Origin of the sequence: Paenibacillus sp. FSL R5-0701 (genome assembly GCF_037973995.1) — a bacterium.
Taxonomy (GTDB): Bacteria; Bacillota; Bacilli; order Paenibacillales; family Paenibacillaceae; genus Paenibacillus.
The window spans coordinates 4,355,934-4,374,662 of sequence record NZ_CP150230.1 but is presented as its reverse complement, the minus strand read 5'-3'; the positions used below and the strand labels follow the sequence as shown (position 1 = coordinate 4,374,662).

At 45.3% G+C, this 18,729-nt stretch carries 15 protein-coding genes; 11 read left to right on the top strand and 4 right to left on the bottom strand.

All coding sequences use genetic code 11. From position 1 onward, the window contains the following. The first annotated feature begins 79 nt into the window (after positions 1 to 79). The 3 genes from MKZ13_RS19150 (at position 80) to MKZ13_RS19140 (ending at position 2,874) form a co-directional block, all read left to right on the top strand. Positions 80 to 1,702 carry an AraC family transcriptional regulator gene (locus MKZ13_RS19150; RefSeq protein ID WP_339177431.1) on the top strand — a complete coding sequence of 541 codons (1,623 nt, stop codon included), beginning with the start codon at positions 80 to 82 and terminating at the stop codon, positions 1,700 to 1,702. Between the two features lie 73 nt (positions 1,703 to 1,775). Next, positions 1,776 to 2,597 carry a carbon-nitrogen family hydrolase gene (locus tag MKZ13_RS19145; RefSeq protein WP_339177429.1) on the top strand — a complete coding sequence of 274 codons (822 nt, stop codon included), beginning with the start codon at positions 1,776 to 1,778 and terminating at the stop codon, positions 2,595 to 2,597. Between the two features lie 91 nt (positions 2,598 to 2,688). Next, a complete protein-coding gene (locus tag MKZ13_RS19140; protein WP_105409030.1) occupies positions 2,689 to 2,874 on the top strand; it encodes a hypothetical protein in 186 nt (61 codons plus the stop codon). A gap of 246 nt (positions 2,875 to 3,120) precedes the next feature. On the opposite strand, the gene MKZ13_RS19135 is transcribed toward MKZ13_RS19140, so the two are convergent. Then, positions 3,121 to 4,041, bottom strand: a complete 921-nt coding sequence (locus MKZ13_RS19135) for a LysR family transcriptional regulator (RefSeq protein WP_339177424.1) — start codon at positions 4,039 to 4,041, stop codon at positions 3,121 to 3,123. A gap of 367 nt (positions 4,042 to 4,408) precedes the next feature. Here MKZ13_RS19135 and MKZ13_RS19130 point away from each other — a divergent pair, with 367 nt between their 5' ends. The 5 genes from MKZ13_RS19130 to leuD all read left to right on the top strand — a co-directional run bounded on the left by MKZ13_RS19130 (position 4,409) and on the right by leuD (position 11,120). Beyond that, a complete protein-coding gene (locus MKZ13_RS19130) occupies positions 4,409 to 6,307 on the top strand; it encodes a beta-glucoside-specific PTS transporter subunit IIABC (RefSeq protein ID WP_339177422.1) in 1,899 nt (632 codons plus the stop codon). 42 nt (positions 6,308 to 6,349) lie between these two features. Next, complete coding sequence (locus MKZ13_RS19125) at positions 6,350 to 7,189, top strand: PRD domain-containing protein (protein WP_339177419.1); 840 nt, start codon at positions 6,350 to 6,352, stop codon at positions 7,187 to 7,189. A gap of 45 nt (positions 7,190 to 7,234) precedes the next feature. Beyond that, entirely contained in the window at positions 7,235 to 8,692 is a 1,458-nt protein-coding gene (locus MKZ13_RS19120) for a glycoside hydrolase family 1 protein (RefSeq protein ID WP_339177416.1), read from the top strand. Positions 8,693 to 9,064: 372 nt separating this feature from the next. Further along, positions 9,065 to 10,486 (top strand): 3-isopropylmalate dehydratase large subunit, encoded by a 1,422-nt coding sequence (gene leuC, locus MKZ13_RS19115; protein WP_074095602.1) that lies wholly within the window; start codon positions 9,065 to 9,067, stop codon positions 10,484 to 10,486. A 31-nt stretch (positions 10,487 to 10,517) separates the two neighbouring features. Next, complete coding sequence (gene leuD, locus MKZ13_RS19110; RefSeq protein ID WP_036607574.1) at positions 10,518 to 11,120, top strand: 3-isopropylmalate dehydratase small subunit; 603 nt, start codon at positions 10,518 to 10,520, stop codon at positions 11,118 to 11,120. Positions 11,121 to 11,320: 200 nt separating this feature from the next. On the opposite strand, the gene MKZ13_RS19105 is transcribed toward leuD, so the two are convergent. The 3 genes from MKZ13_RS19105 to MKZ13_RS19095 form a co-directional block, all read right to left on the bottom strand. Further along, positions 11,321 to 12,664 carry a serine hydrolase domain-containing protein gene (locus MKZ13_RS19105; protein WP_339177413.1) on the bottom strand — a complete coding sequence of 448 codons (1,344 nt, stop codon included), beginning with the start codon at positions 12,662 to 12,664 and terminating at the stop codon, positions 11,321 to 11,323. A 179-nt stretch (positions 12,665 to 12,843) separates the two neighbouring features. Beyond that, positions 12,844 to 13,929 (bottom strand): ATP-binding protein, encoded by a 1,086-nt coding sequence (locus tag MKZ13_RS19100; protein WP_339177412.1) that lies wholly within the window; start codon positions 13,927 to 13,929, stop codon positions 12,844 to 12,846. Continuing rightward, positions 13,926 to 14,600: a response regulator transcription factor gene (locus tag MKZ13_RS19095; protein ID WP_339177411.1), complete on the bottom strand. Its 675-nt coding sequence runs from the start codon at positions 14,598 to 14,600 to the stop codon at positions 13,926 to 13,928. Before MKZ13_RS19095 ends, MKZ13_RS19100 begins: the two co-directional genes overlap by 4 nt. A 276-nt stretch (positions 14,601 to 14,876) precedes the next feature. Here MKZ13_RS19095 and MKZ13_RS19090 point away from each other — a divergent pair, with 276 nt between their 5' ends. The 3 genes from MKZ13_RS19090 to MKZ13_RS19080 all read left to right on the top strand — a co-directional run bounded on the left by MKZ13_RS19090 (position 14,877) and on the right by MKZ13_RS19080 (position 18,667). Beyond that, complete coding sequence (locus MKZ13_RS19090; protein ID WP_339177410.1) at positions 14,877 to 16,283, top strand: N-acetylmuramoyl-L-alanine amidase family protein; 1,407 nt, start codon at positions 14,877 to 14,879, stop codon at positions 16,281 to 16,283. A gap of 258 nt (positions 16,284 to 16,541) precedes the next feature. After that, positions 16,542 to 17,951 (top strand): N-acetylmuramoyl-L-alanine amidase family protein, encoded by a 1,410-nt coding sequence (locus tag MKZ13_RS19085; protein WP_036607564.1) that lies wholly within the window; start codon positions 16,542 to 16,544, stop codon positions 17,949 to 17,951. A gap of 35 nt (positions 17,952 to 17,986) precedes the next feature. Continuing rightward, positions 17,987 to 18,667 carry a GerMN domain-containing protein gene (locus MKZ13_RS19080; protein WP_339177408.1) on the top strand — a complete coding sequence of 227 codons (681 nt, stop codon included), beginning with the start codon at positions 17,987 to 17,989 and terminating at the stop codon, positions 18,665 to 18,667. Positions 18,668 to 18,729 lie beyond the last annotated feature (62 nt).

Genomic DNA, 18,729 nt, shown 5'->3' with positions numbered 1-18,729 from the left:
TAACAATCGCTCGCTTATAATCAGACCATACAGAATGATTGATAATTATTCTCATTTTAGAAAAACGAGGTGAACCGACATGCAGGCTTTGGATGCCGATGGGGGAGCGTTGTTCTTTTCAGCATTCATGTTTCGGCTGGGTCATCTGGTACGTCGAATTGAACCACCTGAACAGGTGATGCTGGAAGTAGCTTGTGAGAAACATGCCTTCCTCATCTGCGAAGAAGGGGATGGGCATTTATATATTGGACATGAACAGTTTCCGTTTACTACGGGATGTGTTTATCCGCTTTCTCCGGGAGAGGTGTACCAGATTGAACATCGTAATAACTCGGAATTGAAATATATCGTAATGGCTTTTGATGTTATTCATGTGTTGACGGGTGATCCCGAGCTCTTTACACGACCTGTATTTGAGCACAGAAACCAATTGAATGGTTATCCCTATGCTCCGTTAAGTGGGTTGCTTGAGCAAATGTATGTCCTTCGGAATTATAAAACGGATGCCGAATACAGTCATTTGAATGCACAGTTCCAAAAATGGATGGAGGTGATCATTACCCGGTACACTTCTCCAAAGACGGAACAGAGTATTGAAGCAAGACTACACAGTACGATTCAGTATGTGGACGACCATTATGCTGAAGAAATCACTGTACAGAAACTGGCACGTCTTGCGGAGATCAGACCTGTACAATATACGACTCTTTTCAGACAACTCACGGGTCACAAGCCGCTCGATTATGTGAATCATGTTCGCATCAAACATGCCAAGGACTGGCTTCGCAAATCAGATGAACCACTTCGGGATATAGCGAGTCGCGTGGGGTTTAAGGATGAGTATTATTTCAGCAGGCGTTTTCGCCAAATGACTGGTTTGTCTCCTCGTCAATATGACAGATCGATTCAGCAGCAGACATTAGTACAAGATTGGTTGGGTCATGATGTGAATATTCCAGTAAATCCGGAGCGAATGATGTATTACGGAGATTCCGCTGGGGATCTGATGATACTGGGCATTCAGTTACTGGGAGATCAGACATATGACGCGGTCGCTCCGGTTAATGTGGAAGCCGCTGTTATCATGAAGCCGGATTTGATTATTTTTGATAGCAGCAATGAACAACAGTATGAACAACTTTCCCGGATTGCACCGACGCTTGCTTACAATTCACATGCCACGTTGGAAGAACGAATGCGCAGATTGGGCAGCTGGTTTGACAGACAACCGGAGGCTGAACATTGGCTAACCTCCTATGCGGAGCGTACTGAGCAGATGTGGGCGAAGATCCATACTGTGATTGAAGAGGGGGAAACGGCATCCGTATTTACATACCATCGGGGTGCACGATTATTTGTTATGGGCAATATCGGTCTGGCGCCTATGTTATATCATCCAATGGGATTCAGGCCAGTTACCAAAGTGAAGGAAGCACTTGCGGCAGGCAGAGCCTATAAGGAAATTTCGGCTGAAGCGGTACGTCAGTATGCGGGAGATCATGTATTTGTTATGCTGCCTGAGGAAGTTGTGGCAAGACAGGCTACAGAGATGCTGATGAAAAGTCCCAGTTGGAAGGTTCTTCCGGCTGTGCGGAATGGACGGGTATACCCTGTGGAGGAGTCAACATGGAATGTGGGTGATGCGCTCACGAGTGATCGATTGTTGACCCTGCTGCCTGAGTTGTTATGTGGAAGTTCATAACAAAAACAGGCTTGCAGTCTTCAGGAGGATCAAGCTATGATAGCAGGTATTACGGTTCAGAGGAGTGCTTGTCATGACAGAAAAACAACAGGGAGAAATGCGTGTAGCCCTGATTCAGGGCGATATTCAACTCGGAGACCCTGAGGCCAATCATAAACATATGCAGATGTTGCTTGAGCGTGCGGTAGAACAATATCCGGATCTGGGGCTGGCTGTGTTACCTGAGATGTGGAATACGGGCTACGCTCTGACGCAAATTCATGAACTCGCTGACCCGGAAGGCCAGAAATCTCGGGAATGGCTGTCTGCATTTGCTCAAAAACATCAAATTTCCATCGTTGGCGGGTCAATCGCTGAGAAACGGGATGGTCAAATATACAATACAATGTACGCTTATAATCGTGAAGGAAAACAGGTAACACGATACGATAAATTACATTTGTTCCGTCTGATGGATGAGGAGAAATATTTACAGCCAGGTGCGGAACCTGAAATTTTTGAATTGCAGAACGGTCTTACAGCGGGGGCTTCGATCTGTTATGACATCCGCTTCCCGGAGCTTGCCCGCACCCTTGCATTGAATGGTGCCAAGGCATTGATTGTCCCCGCCGAATGGCCGAAACCTCGTCTGCACCACTGGCGTACGTTACTTACGGCACGAGCGATTGAGAATCAGATGTATGTGATCGCCTGTAACCGTGTGGGTAAAGGGGGAGAGACTGAATTTTTCGGACATTCCCTCATCATTGATCCTTGGGGTGAGATTGTGGCTGAAGGTGGCGAAGGGGAAGAGATCGTGACCGGAATTATTCGTCCATCTCTGGTGGATGAGGTTCGCGGAAGGATTCCCGTATTTGAAGACCGTCGACCTGGGGTTTATTTTGGCAAAAAATAAAAACTGAAATAAAATTCTTCAGAAAAAGTGTTTATTCTTCCAGGACGCGGGTAATGATAACTATCCCGTCACCAAGGAGGATGATCAATCAATGGACAACCATGTGAAAGATACGCTCAGGAGACTGGAACAGGATAACACAAGGGAAGATCACTTTAGGGCATTCTTAGAGAATGGAGCAGGAGGGCTATCACCCCCTGATTCAACTGTTCAGGACGAAGGCCGTGTAATGAATCAGCAAAACAGGCTGACAAGTGATCGTAATTTGCGTAAATAAACCGCCAGACATGAAGTTTTCTTATGTACGTTTCTACGTTAACATTATAAATTAGCATTGTAGCTAAACAACTTAACAAGCAACATTGTACTGTAATCAGTTACTGTGATTGCAATGTAAGAACTCTATCCTGCGGATGCGGGAAACGAGTATATGACAAAGGCTTGGCCCATAAGGGTCAAGCCTTTGTTTTGGTTCAGTATGAAATGTTCCTAAAGAAATGAACTTATACCATAGAGCAATTTCTTAGTCTCCCTTTGACAGTTCGGCCACGGTTTGTTGAAACGTATGGATGAATGCTTCGGCTGCCTTCGACAGTACTCTTCCTTGACGATAAGCCACAACAAGTGTTCTGCTGGGAGTAGGCTCAGCAAGTGGCACATATACAGGTACGAATTCACTGCGCGGCGCACGGGCAATAAAGCGTGGAACCAGGGTAATGCCCATACCTGTGGCGACCAGCGACTGAACGGTTTCAATATTGGTGCTCTCAAACACAACTTGGGGATCAAAACCAGCCTGCTCACAGAGATCAAATGTAAGTTTGCGGAAGCCCTGTCCTTTTTTCAATACAACAAAGGGTTCATCCCGAAGCTCTTCAATTCGCACAGGAATCGGATGTTCCGTATCTGCCCTGCGTGCCAAAGGGTGATTCGGGGGAACCGCCAGATCAATCCGTTCCTCTCCAATGGTTACATAAGACAAGCTTGGCTCTTGTAAAGGAAGAGATAGCAGACTGAGATCTGCTTTGCCGCTTGCTGTCAATTTCTCAAGCGTAAGCCCGGAGTCCTCCAATAAGGTGACCTCAATCTCGGGATAAGCTTGTTGGAACGCTGGAAGCACATGTGGGAGCAAGTGTGAGCCCGTGATCGGCATGCTGCCTACAACGACTTTACCTTTGCGAAGCTGGGAGATGTCTGACATTTCCTGACGCAATAGCTCCATGGCATCTACGATCTTTTGGGCTTGCTCGACAAACGTAACACCCGCATGGGTTAACTCCACGGTACTTGTATTACGCTGAAACAGCAGTACTCCCAATTCTTTTTCCAATTTGGATAATTGCTGGCTTAATGAAGGTTGGGCAATATGCAGCTTCTCTGCTGCCCGGGAGAAATTGCGCTCGGCCGCAATTTGAAGCGTATATTGAAGTTGTCTGAATTCCATCGTCATTGGTCAGTCCTTTCGTTATGCCACCATTATATCATTACAGATGAAGAAATCATTAATTTCGCTTAACCGCTTGCACTCCATCATAAGAGTTGATATACTGATTTTGAAAACGCTTAATAAGAATCACTTACCCGGGTAAAACAAAATCAACGTTTTCATGCGTGCCAGTTTCAAATGTTAGTACGGAACCATTTCAAATATTCATATTCTATTTCGTTTATATAATTGAATAACAATTCATCCAACGATGGCGTGTTACTGTTCGGCAGGCAAGACCTAGATTGGGTGGGAAGAGTTTCTTTTTCCTACCCTTTTTAGGTCTTTTTTTGTTCCCATCAAGAAAAAATGGCGGAGGTGCACCATGAATCACAAACAATTAGCCCAATCGATTATGGAGCTGGTCGGTGGCAATGATAATATCAATACGTTAATTCATTGCTCTACCAGGCTCAGACTTACCCTGAAGAATCCGGATATGGCGAAGACCCAAGAAATTAAGAGCCTTGATGGTGTTATTGGCGCAGTGAATAGCGGCGGACAATATCAGGTTATTATCGGTAATGACGTCGCGTACGTCTACAATGAACTTGCCAAGATGATGGATACTCGGCAATCAAACGAAACTCAGGAGAAACAAAAAGCGGATTATAGCCCCAAAGGACTGTTTAATACTTTTGCCAGTGTCATTGCAGGCATTTTCCAACCTATTATCCCAGCCATTGCTGCCTCGGGTATGCTTAAGGCACTGTTGCTACTGGCGACCGTGACCGGCCTGATGTCCAAAGAGAGCCAGACATATACCGTTTTGAGTGTCATGTCTGATGCTGCCTTTTACTTTCTTCCGATTCTACTGGCTTATTCCAGTGCAAATAGATTTAAAACCAACCCCTTTGTTGCCGTTCTGTTTGGTGGAATCATGTTACACCCGAATATGATTGGTCTGCTTGGTGGTGAAGATCCGGTGTCCTTTATTGGCATACCTGTTGCATCCGTTCAATATGCGACATCCGTGGTACCCATTATTTTAACGGTCTGGTTCATGTCTTACATTGAAAAGTTCGCGGACAAGATCTCACCAGGGCCGGTCAAAATTTTCCTTAAACCTTTGATTGTTATTCTCATTGTTGCTCCAGTTGCCCTGATTGTACTTGGACCTCTGGGGATGTATCTCGGAACGGGAATGTCCAACCTGATCTACTGGATTCAGGATAAGATTGGATGGTTGACCGTTGTCATTATGGCTATACTGATGCCTCTGATTGTCATGTTTGGTATGCATAAAGTATTTTATCCCATTATTTTCGCAGCCTTGGCTTCACCTGGATATGAAACACTGGTGCTGGTCGCGATGCTGGCATCCAATATGGCGCAGGGAGCAGGCGCACTGGCAGTGTCATTCAAAACCAAAGACATCAAGTTGAAACAAGTCGCTTTGTCTGCAGGAATTTCAGGTGTATTCGGTATCACGGAACCCGCTCTGTACGGTGTGCATTTAAGGCTCAAGAAAACGCTGTTTGCCTGCATGATCGGCGCCGGAGTGGCTGGGTTGTTCGCAGGTATTGTGAATCTCAAGGCATATGCTGCCGTGGGTCCGGGGATTGCATCTATGCCTATGTTTATCAGTGAAGATCATATGAATATTATCTATGCGATCATTACCATGCTGATCTCTGCCATTGTCGCGTTTGTCGCCGTATATGTCATTGGATTTCAGGATGTTGTTCCAACAGCAGTGTCGATGGAAGGCAGTCCTACAAACAAAGCGAGAGGTGAATCTGAAATCCAGCCATCCACAGGGATCAAATCGAAAAAGATCGTTTTTGCTCCTTTGGAAGGTAAAGTTCTGCCATTAAGTGAGGTGAAGGACGAGGCCTTCTCGCAAGAAGCGATGGGACAAGGTATGGCGATTCAGCCAAGTGTTGGCAAGGTGTTTGCCCCGTTTGATGGTACCGTTGAGACGGTGTTCCGTACCAAACATTCCATCGGTCTGAGATCGGTAGAGGGGGTAGAGCTTCTGATTCATGTCGGATTGGATACGGTGAAACTGAAAGGCCAGCATTTTGATGTAAAAGTGAATGAAGGAGAACAGATCTCTCATGGTCAGCTCCTGATTGAATTTGATCTTGAAGCTATACAAGCCGCAGGTTATGACACCACGACCCCTGTAATTGTGACCAATTCATCGGATTATCTGGAGGTGCTGGGCAATGAATCTTCGGCGACAACAGGACCGGGGAAACCATTAATTACGGTGTTATAACTATAACCCGCTGAAATATGAATGAAAGGCAGGCAGCCTGATATGGAAGTCGTAAAAATACTGAATTCGAGCATTGTTCTTGCCAGACGTGGTGAGGATGACAAGGAAATTATTGTGATGGGAAAGGGCATCGGCTACAAGAGCAAACCGGGAGATGTCGTGAGTGAGGATGAGATCGAGAAGATCTATGTCCTTGAAAATGAAACGATCTCTTCAGATCTCACCGCCCTGATGAAGGAAACACCAAAAGAATATCTGATTCTGGCTGATGAAATCATCTCCCACGCGAAACATACATTGTCCCGCCATCTGAGTGATCATCTCTATGTCGCATTAACAGATCACCTGTATATGGCCATGAAGCGATTCAAGGACAATATGACGATCCAGAACCGAATGTTGTGGGAAGTGAAAAAGTTCTATCCGCAGGAGTTCAGTATCGGGTTGCATGGTCTGTCTCTCATTCAAAGACAGCTTGGTCTCTCCCTGCCTGAGGAGGAAGCGGCAAATATTGCCTTTCATCTCGTTAATGCGCAGCAGAATGATGACAATATGAATCAGGTCATGATGATGACCAATACAGTCAAGGATGTACTCAATATTATCAAAATTCACTACCAAGTGGAGCTGGATACACATAGCATCAACTATTCACGCTTTTTGACCCATTTGCAGTTTTTCATTCAACGGCTCTTTGAGCATAAAACATTAAACACGCAGGATCATGAGCTCTTTGAGCAGATCGCGAATAAATACCCGCAGGAAGAAGCCTGCGTACTACTAATCAAGCATTATATTGAAGCCCGGTTTGAACATACGATCTCCAATGAAGAGATGATGTATTTGATTATTCATATCAATCGGGTCATGAGTCGCAATTGAGCAAGAATGAAAGAGTCACAGAGATAATCCAAGGAGGAATACACAATGACCAATACAACAAGAACGTTTCCAGAAGATTTTCTATGGGGAGGGGCAATAGCTGCCAATCAGGCAGAAGGGGCGTGGAATGTGGATGGCAAAGGTCTATCTACAGCCGACATTGCTATCTATCGCAAAGGTGTAGCCAAGAGTGAGTATAAAAAACATAATGCGATCAATGAAGAGCAGATCAAAACTGCGATGGAGTCTACCTCGGATAGAGAATACCCGAAACGCAGAGGCATTGATTTCTACCACCGTTACGAGGAGGATCTTGCCCTGTTTGGGGAGATGGGACTCAAAACGTTGCGACTATCCATTGCATGGACCCGAATTTTCCCTAATGGCAATGAAACTGAGCCGAATGAAGCCGGTTTGCAGTTCTATGACCGCGTTATTGATGGCATGCTGGAACAAGGGATTGAACCATTGATTACGTTGTCGCATTATGAGATGCCGATGTATCTGGTGAATCACTACGGTGGATGGACGGATCGGAAAGTAGTCGAGTATTTTGTTCACTTTTGCAAAACCGTGTTCAGCCGTTATAAGGACAAAGTGAAGTATTGGATTACATTTAATGAAATTGACAGCATTGTTCGTCATCCGTTTACGAGTGGTGGTATTGTTCCGGAGCGTTTCGAAAATGTGGAGCAGGCTGTATATCAGGGGTTACACCATCAATTTGTAGCGAGTGCGCTCGCAGTGAAATACTGTCATGAGATCATTCCCGGTTCCCAGATCGGATGTATGCTTACCAAACTGACAACATACGCTCATACATGTAATCCCGAAGACGTACTCGTTGCTTCCCGGGATAATCAATTCAATCTTATGTTTACGGATGTACAGGTACGTGGAGCGTATCCGTACTTTACAAAGAGATTTTTTGCCGAAAAAGGAATTAACCTGGATATGCTTGAGGGGGATGAAGAGATTCTGAAAGTGCACACTGTGGACTTTATCTCATTCAGTTATTATATGTCCCTGGTATCAAGTGTGGATGGCGACCGATTGGAGCAGGTGAGTGGCAATACAACTGGAGGGGTGAAGAACCCGTATCTGCAAACGAATGATTGGGGCTGGCAGATTGACCCGGTAGGTCTGCGCATCTCACTGAATGAACTGTATAGCCGTTATGAGGTGCCCTTGTTTATCGTTGAAAATGGGATTGGAGCGGTAGACACGATTGAAGCTGATGGCAGCATTCAGGATGATTATCGTATTGATTATTTCCGCTCTCACATGGAACAGATGCATGAGGCAATTCTGGACGGTGTTGAACTGCTGGGCTACACCAGTTGGGGAGTGATTGATCTGATTAGTTATTCTTCTTCAGAGATGGAGAAACGATATGGCTTTATTTATGTAGATCAGGATAATGACGGCAATGGAACACTGGAGAGAAAACGCAAAAAGAGTTTCTATTGGTACAAAGATGTGATTGCGAATAACGGTTTGTAATACAGTAGTCGGACAAGCGCTCTCTATAAAAGGCGTTGATATGATAACTTTCATTTTATAACAGCAACTAGGAAAGCAGCTCTGGATTCAGGGCTGTTTTGTTATGATCTAGATAAAAAGCATTGACAGCGAAGCAGCGAAAACGTAGTATAAGACTTATCTGATAATGATAATTGTTATCAATTGAAACCTCTGCGATGAGCAGTGGTTTATTTGTCTTTATTACATTATAGGTTAAACCTATTACATCTATAGATATTATATCTTGGAACAATGAAGGACGGGGTGATATATTTATGTCATTCAAGAGCTTCACTTTTTAAAGAAAACAGAGGCTCTTCCAAGGACCGAACTTATAATGAGGTGAAAATGATGAGTAAAAAAACGATGTTTGAGAAAATTTGGGAAAATCACGTAATTCATCAAGAAGAAGGCAAACCAAGCATTCTGTATATCGATCTGCATCTGGTGCACGAAGTAACTTCTCCACAGGCATTTGAAGGTCTTCGTCTCAGCGGACGTAAAGTTCGCCGCCCTGAACTGACATTTGCGACAATGGACCACAACGTTCCAACGAAAGACCGTTTCAACATTACAGATCCTATCTCCAAACAACAAATTGATACACTTTCGCAAAACTGTCGTGATTTCGGCGTGAAATTGTATGATCTGGACACGATTGATCAAGGCGTTGTGCATGTTATGGGACCTGAACTGGGTCTGACTCACCCGGGTAAAACGATTGTATGTGGTGACAGTCATACGTCCACACACGGTGCGTTTGGCGCACTGGCATTCGGAATCGGAACAAGTGAAGTTGAGCACGTTATGGCAACTCAATGTTTGCAACAAGCAAAAGCCAAAACGATGGAAGTTCGTTTTGTCGGCAAACGTAACCCGGGTGTAACCGCAAAAGACATGATCCTCGCAGTCATCGCCAAATACGGTACAGACTTTGCAACAGGTTATGTTATTGAGTACACAGGCGAATCCATCCGTGAGTTGAGCATGGAAGAGCGTATGACGGTCTGCAACATGTCCATCGAAGGTGGAGCAAGAGCAGGATTGATCGCTCCGGATGAAACAACATTTGAATATCTGCGTGGACGTGAATACGTACCAGCGGATGCCAAATTCGACGAAGCTGTAGCAGGTTGGAAACAGCTTGTAACCGATGAAGGTGCCGAGTTCGACCATATGGTTGAAATCGATGTAGAGACATTGATTCCGCAAGTGACATGGGGAACAAGCCCAGGTATGGGAACCGACATTTCTTCGAAAGTTCCTGTTCCGGCTGAATTGCCTACAGAAAACGAACGCAAAGCGGCTGAAAAAGCGCTTGAATATATGGGACTTGAACCGGGAACACCAATCGCCGAGATTCCAATTGATTATGTATTTATCGGTTCTTGCACCAACGGACGGATCGAAGATCTGCGTGCAGCAGCACAAGTGGCTAAAGGTCACACGGTATCCAGTCAGGTTACAGCAATTGTTGTACCAGGCTCAGGACGTGTTAAAATTCAGGCTGAACAAGAAGGTTTGGATAAAATCTTTACGGAAGCTGGATTTGAATGGCGTGATGCGGGATGCAGTATGTGTCTGGCGATGAACCCGGATGTATTGAAGCCAGGTCAACGTTGTGCTTCGACGTCCAACCGTAACTTTGAAGGACGCCAAGGACGCGGAGGACGTACGCACCTGGTATCTCCGGCAATGGCAGCAGCAGCAGCAGTTAAGGGTCACTTTGTGGACGTACGGGACTGGAATTTCAAAACAGAAGCAGCGATCTAATCTATAACAGACAGAAGGGAGAACGTTTAATATGGAAGAATTCAAAACATTACAAGGCATTGTTGCACCGGTAGACCGGGTCAATGTAGATACAGACGCAATCATTCCAAAACAGTTCCTGAAACGGATTGAACGTACCGGATTTGGACAATTTTTGTTCTATGAATGGCGTTTTGATGAAGAGGGCAACAATAATGCTTCCTTCGAAATGAACAAACCTCGTTATGAAGGGGCATCCATCCTGATCTCACGTGCCAACTTTGGCTGTGGATCTTCCCGTGAGCATGCGCCATGGGCGATTTTGGACTATGGATTCCGTTGTGTCATCGCTCCATCTTATGCAGACATCTTCTATAATAACTGCTTTAAGAACGGAATTTTGCCAATCAAGCTGTCAGAAGAGCAAGTTGAAGACTTGTTCCAACGTACAGCGACACATGAAGGCTATGAGATGAATGTAAATCTGGAAAACAAAACGATTACTGATGCATACGGACTGCATATCGATTTTGATCTGGATGAGCACCGTCGTCAATTCCTGTTGCAAGGATTGGATGATATCGGTCTGACTCTTCAACATGATGATGAGATCGCTGCTTACGAACAACGCCACGCGGCAAAACTGTTCGGTTAATCGTTAAAATATCGCATAACAGAAAGCTTCTGCCTCGCCCAAGGGATCTTGTTCCCCATCGGTGAGATAGAAGCTTTTTGTAATTTCAGAAGCTAAATTAGCTTTATAAGTCAGCTATACATAGAACTCCTGATTCTTCTTGGCCGAATACTTAAATAGATACTATAATAGCGGACTAAATAGAGGAACCTAAAAATCGATTACTGAGGTAACTCCAAAGGGTCGTTTTTTGTATTCTGAAAATAGACATAGATATAACAAGCCAAATGCACGAAATTCACAAATGACCATACGATAAGCCATATGATTGGAGTTGATAGGGTAGTCCAGATGCCAAACCAAGGCAGCACACGTCCTCCGCCGATGAATGTAACCAATGGGAACAGAAACAAGAGAATTAAAACCGGGATTAGTCTACCAACCGTGATCAGAATCAATTTGCTAATCGTTAGGCGGGGGTTGTTCCGAAGTATGCGAAAATAGGCGTAGATGCCCCATGCAAGCGTAGCGATGATCAGCACAATCATGATCATTTCCATATTCCGACCGTTTACAAACGAGGTTTGGGGTTCCTGCCCCCTCATGATATCCGCTATTCCATCAATAAATGCCGAGTAATTCACATAAGCGTTTATACCAGAATTAAACATTACGGCAATGCCCATTTGCTCGTTCAAATAAACCAGTTCTTCTGACTTGTAGGTCCAGAAAATGCCGCTGTGGGAGATTGTTTGGCCGCTAGACGCATCTTGGTTTGCAAGCCAGCCCATGCCGTAAGGACCGATCGCTCCTGCGGCATGATATTGTTTCATCAGCACAGGGGAAACGAGGCGGCCATTATATTGGGAAAGCATCCATAGGGACATGTCCTCTGCGGTTGAAACGATGCCGGCGGGGCCCTCAATGAACCAAAGCGGTTCGGATTGACTTATAGCGCGTCCCAAGCTCAGGTAATGTCCTAGCGGGATAGTATTATTCTTATAGAATTGCTGCGTCGTGCTGACACTGAAGGTATGATTCATTCCTAGCGGTTCAAAAATATGTTTTTTCAGGTAATCCGAAAAGCGCTCTCCGCTAACACTTTCCACGAGGTTCGCCAGCAGCACGTAATTGGGATTATGATAGCTGTAGGCTGTTCCGGGCATATGAGCAAGTTGAACCGTGTTTAAAAATTGGTTCGCTTCAGCCAACGATTGAAATTGCGGAGTCTTTGTCATATCGGGATTTATCTTGTCATTGAGACCACTCGTCTGATTCAGTAAATGACGGACCGTGATGTCAAGAACGTGGGGGTCCTGGAGAGAAAGCTCTGGAAAATAGGAAGCGTAAGTCGCATCCAAGTTGATCCGACCCTTGTCCACCAGCTGCAGAACGGCCAATGCAGTAAAGGACTTGCTGAGTGAAGCAATGGGAAAAGGGGTGTTGCCCGTAACCTTCTGGCCATCCGCGAATGTCCCGTAGCCTTTTGCGTAAAAGACCTCATCGTTATTGGCAATTGCCAGTGAAGCAGCCTTAATGTGATTGGCCTTCATGCTTCGATTCATATATTCGTCGATCTCCTGCAGAACTTCTGTCCTGTCTCTGGCTTCATTGGCGGATAAGGGGGACGCCCACGCGGTACATAACAACAAGCAGCTAATGGTGATATACATTCTTTTTTTAGTTTTAGCATGATAACACTCCTTGAATTCAAGATAAGGAGATGTTATCAAATCATTTTCAACTATTTATCAACTCGGGTCCCAATACTTGCCGTGACGCTTCCACCTCCGTAAGGACCGTTTGCAATCCGAAGACTACCTTCATGTTTTTCGCAAAACAACTTGCAAACGTAAAGGCCCAGTCCGCGATGTTCGCTCGCATCCCATACTTCGCCCCGGTAAAAAGGGAGTATAGCCTTACTCAGGGCGTCCTCAGAGAAACCAGGACCGTCCTCTGAGACGGTAATCTTCATAATGCCTCCCTGAACGTCATAGTGGACGTTCACTTGACTGGCTGCGTATCTCGCCCCATTAGCCACTAGATTCTCGAAAATCTGCATGACGAGATAGGGATCTACATGTACTGAGTCATTATCAAACTCGACGGATGATACGAAATGTATACCGTACTGTTTCGCGATTTGTTCAGCGCTGCCGTCCAGCAAAACCGTCAATGAGATCGTATCCATCGATTGGATGTTCAACGGCACATCCTCCAGCCTCTGAATGGAGTTCATGGCCTCTGTATAACTCTCCAGACGCAAGATGTGAAGGTTCATGGTATGGATCAGGTCCAGCACCTTTTCTTCCGACAACTTCTTCTCGGGAAGATAGGTGGCGAGAAGCTCGGCGTTTCCTTTTAACACGGACAGGGGTGTTCTCAGATCATGGGCAAAAATAGCATTGATCTGCTTGCGCTCTTCAACCGAACGCCAAAGTGTCTTAAGATTTTTTTCCAATTGTGAGCGCATGTTTTCAAATAGTGCGATCAACTCGCCCATCTCATCCTGGCTGTCATAGGAAATGCGGAAGTCTAGATTGTTGGCCGAAATGTTCTCGGATGCTCGTTTTAATAGCTCCAGCGGACGTTTTAGCTTCCATCTGTAAAATAAAACGGCCATGGTGACAATTCCAGTCGCTACGGTGAGCAGAACCGCCGTGACGAGGGAGGGCATCACCCAATCCGTTTCTCCGAAACGCAGCCGCAGCTTCTCCGCCCAAGCAAACTCCATGGTTATGATGGCCAGCACGGCAATGAGTGTGACCACACACAACAGCATAAAAGAGTGCAGTAAGGACAATCGCTTTAAAAACAGGAGTCTAGTCATGAACTTGGCCATTTGTAGCCTACTCCCCAAACGGTCTCGATTTGATTATCACAGCCGTATTCCTTTAATTTGTAGCGAATTCGCCGGATATGCTCTGCGATCACGTTACTGTCGCCTTGCTCGTCCATGCCCCATATCTTTTCGTATATGCGTTCCTTTCCAAACACCATATTAGGATGCGTGGACAGCAATTCGACAATATCAAACTCTTTTTTGGGCAGTGAAATTCGCTTATCCAGGTAGTAGAGTTCCCTGGCCGTATAATCAATGACCAAATTATTGTTAAACCTTACCGAAGATTTAGTTTGGATTCGTTGTTCCCTGCGTATATGTGCTTCGACCCTGGCGCCCAACTCGCGAATGCTGAAAGGTTTGAGGATATAGTCATCACCTCCGGCACGAAAACCTGCTATTTTATCAGCATCTTCGATTCGGGCCGTTAAGAATAAGATCGGGCAAGAGACGAAGTCCCGAATTTTCTCACATAATTGAAGGCCGTTCTGTTCAGGCATGTTGATATCTAACAAAACGAGATCGGGCTGTTTTTCCACTTTCCGCAGCGCTTCCCGGCTGTCCTTGGCCGTCATCACGGAATATCCGTTAATTTCAAAATAATCAGTCAGTAGCTTTCGAAGATCTGCTTCATCGTCCACAATCAGTATTTTAGGCATCAAGGCTCAATCTCCTGTATTCAAGTATTTGAACTCAGCATAGCAAAAATGGATGAGGAATGTAATTTCCATATGATTTTGGGAACTGGACTAATGAAGAAAGTAAGCTTTTCGCCACTCTGTTTCCGACTAAATATGACAACGTTGTAACCGGATGATCAGACAATATCTGATAAACTGATTAGTAGATTATGGAAGGTTACATATTGTCATTGATGTTACGCTGCAGAGAATCAGGTCGGATGTTCAAAAGACAAAAAGAATGGTGGATGAGGTATGAAAAAATGGTCGGCAGCAGTCGTTTTTCTTCTGTTCCTATGTTTATTCCCAGTCATGGCCCATGCAGACACCACTCCCTCGATTGTACTCGACGGTGTAACCATTAACCAGCAGACGGGTGCACCTGCAGAGAATATCGGGAAAACGGTCATGGTTCCAATTCGAATTGTATCCGAGAACCTGGGTTATAAGGTGAAGTGGGAGAAGGAAACTCAGTCAGTCCAGGTTCAAAAAGGAAACAGCATGATTCAAATGACGGCTGGCAAAGATGCAGCTACAGTGAATGGAAACGTGGTGAACTTGGATTCGCCCCCACTGATCAAACAGGGAACTACGCTTGTTCCGTTACGCTTTGTTGGGGAAGGCATGGGTCTGCGTGTTGGCTGGGACAATGGAACCAAGACAGTAAGCCTATTTAGCATTCCTCCCGTAGTTGAAACGGAAGGTGACAGTGACCCCGTCAAGGCACCTGTCCCGGATGGTTTGACAGAACTTCAAGGCATCAGCTTCAGCGGAGATCGCTTGATTGTAGCAACCAACGGTAATATTAGCCCCAAAGTATCCAGTATTGGTGGGCCAGACCGAATTATTGTTGATCTGCCTTCAGCGACATTCTCTCAGGAATTCATTCAGGGACAAGCCTCTAACCCGGATGGCAGTGGACAGATTCTCGTTACGGATTCATCAATAGTTTCCAAAGTCCGGTATGCCATGTTCAGTAAATCGCCTTCTACCGTGCGTGTCGTTCTGGATCTGAATCAGACGGCTACAGCCAAATGGTCTGTTGGAGATAACAACGTCTTGCTCGTTGACCTGACCGCCACGAGTGGAGAACCGACAAGTCAACCGGCAGTACCTACGAATGATGGTAAAACGATTGTGGTCATTGATCCGGGACATGGTGGTCGTCAATCGGGTGCAGTGAGTTTGTCAGGAGCTTATGAGAAGGATTTCAATCTGGCTGTAGGGCTGAAGGTACAGGCAATCCTTCAACAATACCCAAATATTCAGACGGTCATTACACGCCAGGATGATACAGAACTTTCGCTCAAACAGCGTGTGGATATTGCTGAATTGAATCAGGCAGATGTTTTTGTATCCATTCATGGAAACAAATTCACTACACCGGTACCAAACGGCATTGAAACGCTCTACAGTCGTAAAGAAAGCAAGACATTGGCTGATACTCTTCACAAATATGTGTTGCCGATAACAGGACTCAAGGATCGTGGGGTTAAAACGGCTAGTCTGCATGTGACGCGTGAAACAACCATGCCTGCTGTGTTACTTGAACTTGGTTTTTTAAGTAACCCTACAGATGAAGCAGTCATGCTCACGGAAGAATACCAGGACAAATGTGCACAGGCGATTGTGGACGGAATTGTTGAATTTTTGGGACTGTAAATTGAATTTTGCGCAAATATGAAGGTTAGGGTATTACGTTGTTTAGAGATGTATATTTGATAAATAAGGAAAAAAGAAGACATTAAAATGTAAAAAAAGCTTGATCTGACAACGTTTTTTTTCTGTTATGTTGGAATATATTCGCAACTTTTAAGAGCGAGGGGCGTCTAATAGGTGTCTGGTAATGCCCAAGCGGTCAGTCGGAGTTGGAAAATGACAACATGCGGCAAAAAAATATGAGAATGGTAGGGGTGAAGGATGAAGAAGTTCGGTTTTTTGGTACTGTTATTTGTCTTTGGGCTCGTATTCCCGGGCTATAGTCACGCAGCAACAGACACGAAAATTATCCTAGACGGAAAAGAAATCGTACAGCCATCGGATACAAAAGCGGAAATTATCAACAGCAAGGTGATGGTTCCGATCCGGGTTGTGTCCGAAAATCTTGGATATAGCGTGGAGTGGAAGCAGCAAACGCAAACAGTGACTATTAGCAAAGACAACACTGCCATGCAGATGATTGTTGGACAGAAGACGGCAACGGTGAACGGCAGTAACGTAAACCTGGATGCCCCGCCACTCGTGAAAAATGGTACTACGCTCGTACCTCTCCGATTTATTGGTGAGGAAATGGGTCTTAAGGTGGGTTGGAACAATACCACGAAGACGGTAACATTAGTTACCCAGAATTCAGGTTCCGGAAACGGGACAACCACACCTCCGAACTCTGGCAATGAAGGCGGAGGATCGGATCAAGAAGGTCTTGTACTGGTGAACGGCATCAGCTTCAGCGACAACCGCTTCATGATTGCAACAAGCGGAAGTACGAAGCCGAACGTCTTCACGATGACAGGACCAGATCGAATCGTTATAGACTTGCCGAATACCGCATTTGCTGATTCGTTCAGTGAAGGACAGGCTTTAGACAGCAACCAGAATGGACAACTCGTCGTTAGCGGTTATCCGGATGTGTCGAAGATTCGTTACTCGTTATACAGCAACAGCCCATCTACAATTCGTTTTGTAATCGATCTGTCCAGTTCAAAAGGGTACAGTGTGCAAAATGATTCCGGACTGGTTATGATTAACCTCGACAATCAAAGTGGTACACCTGCTCCTCCAGTTGGTAATAATGGCAAAAAAGTTGTCGTTATCGATGCAGGTCACGGAGATCATGATCCTGGGGCAATCGGTGTAACTGGTAAACGTGAAAAAGACTTCAATCTGGCAATGGCTCTGAAAGTGGAAGCCTTGTTGAAAAAAGAATCCAAAATTGACGTTGTGTTAACGCGCAGCGATGATACATTTTTGGCATTGAAAGAACGTGTGAAGATTGCACAAGACATAAAAGCGGATATTTTCATCTCCATTCATGCTAACAGTGGCCCTGCTGCTGCGAACGGTGTAGAGACATTCTATACACGCTCCAACAGCAAAGCACTTGCTACAGTGATGCACAAGTATCTTTTACAGTCTTCCGGACTGAAAGATCGTGGAGTGAAAACGGCAAGTCTCCATGTGACCCGTGAAACGACAATGCCAGCAGTTCTGCTGGAAGGTGGATTCCTTAGCAATAAGAGCGACGAAGCAGCCCTGTTCACGGAGAGTTTTCAGAACAGTGTTGCCAAAGGGATTGTTGCAGGAATCAAGGAGTATCTGGGAATTAAATAAGGGACAAGCCCTTATGTTGAGGAGGCGGAGTTAGAATGAACAAGAAAATATGGATTGCAGCCTTGCTGGTAACGGTTATGGCAGTTGCTGCTGGATGTGGAAGCAAGCCAACAGCTGCTCCGAATCAGACGCAAGGCGCAGGAACTGAAAACAATGTAACCGAGGTTGAAGGTGAAACAATTACCGAACCGGTAACTGCTGAGCCTGAAGAGAATACAACGCCTACAGAATCCACGGAGGAAGGCAGCTCAGAGGAAGCGACTACAACTACTCCGCCAAGCGAAACGTCTACGGAGAAGCCGGCAACTTCCGAAAGTAATGAAAAGAAAACGATCACTGTATTCTATACGGATGAAGAAGAACTGGAGTTGCACAAAGCTTCGGCAGAGATTTCATACGCATCGGATGATGCCAAATATAAAGCTGCCTTTGAATCACTGCAACAGAGCAAAGACGCTAAACTTGTTCCGCTGTGGTCTAAAGAAATTGAATTGAAGTCTGTTCAGTTCAAGGATGGCGCTCTTAAGCTGGATATTCATATGCCAGATACGGCACGTCTTGGAGCAGGTGGAGAGTCTTATGCACTGGATGCTCTAAAACAAACGTTCTTCCAGTTTGATGAAGTAAAATCACTTGATTTACTGGTGGATGGTCAGCAGACGGAGAGTCTGATGGGCCATGTGGATCTTGAACATCCAATGACAAGATCCGAATAGGCTGTACAGCATGCTGTTGTACCGTGAATCCACGGAATATGGGTCGTTTTACATGAGAGAGG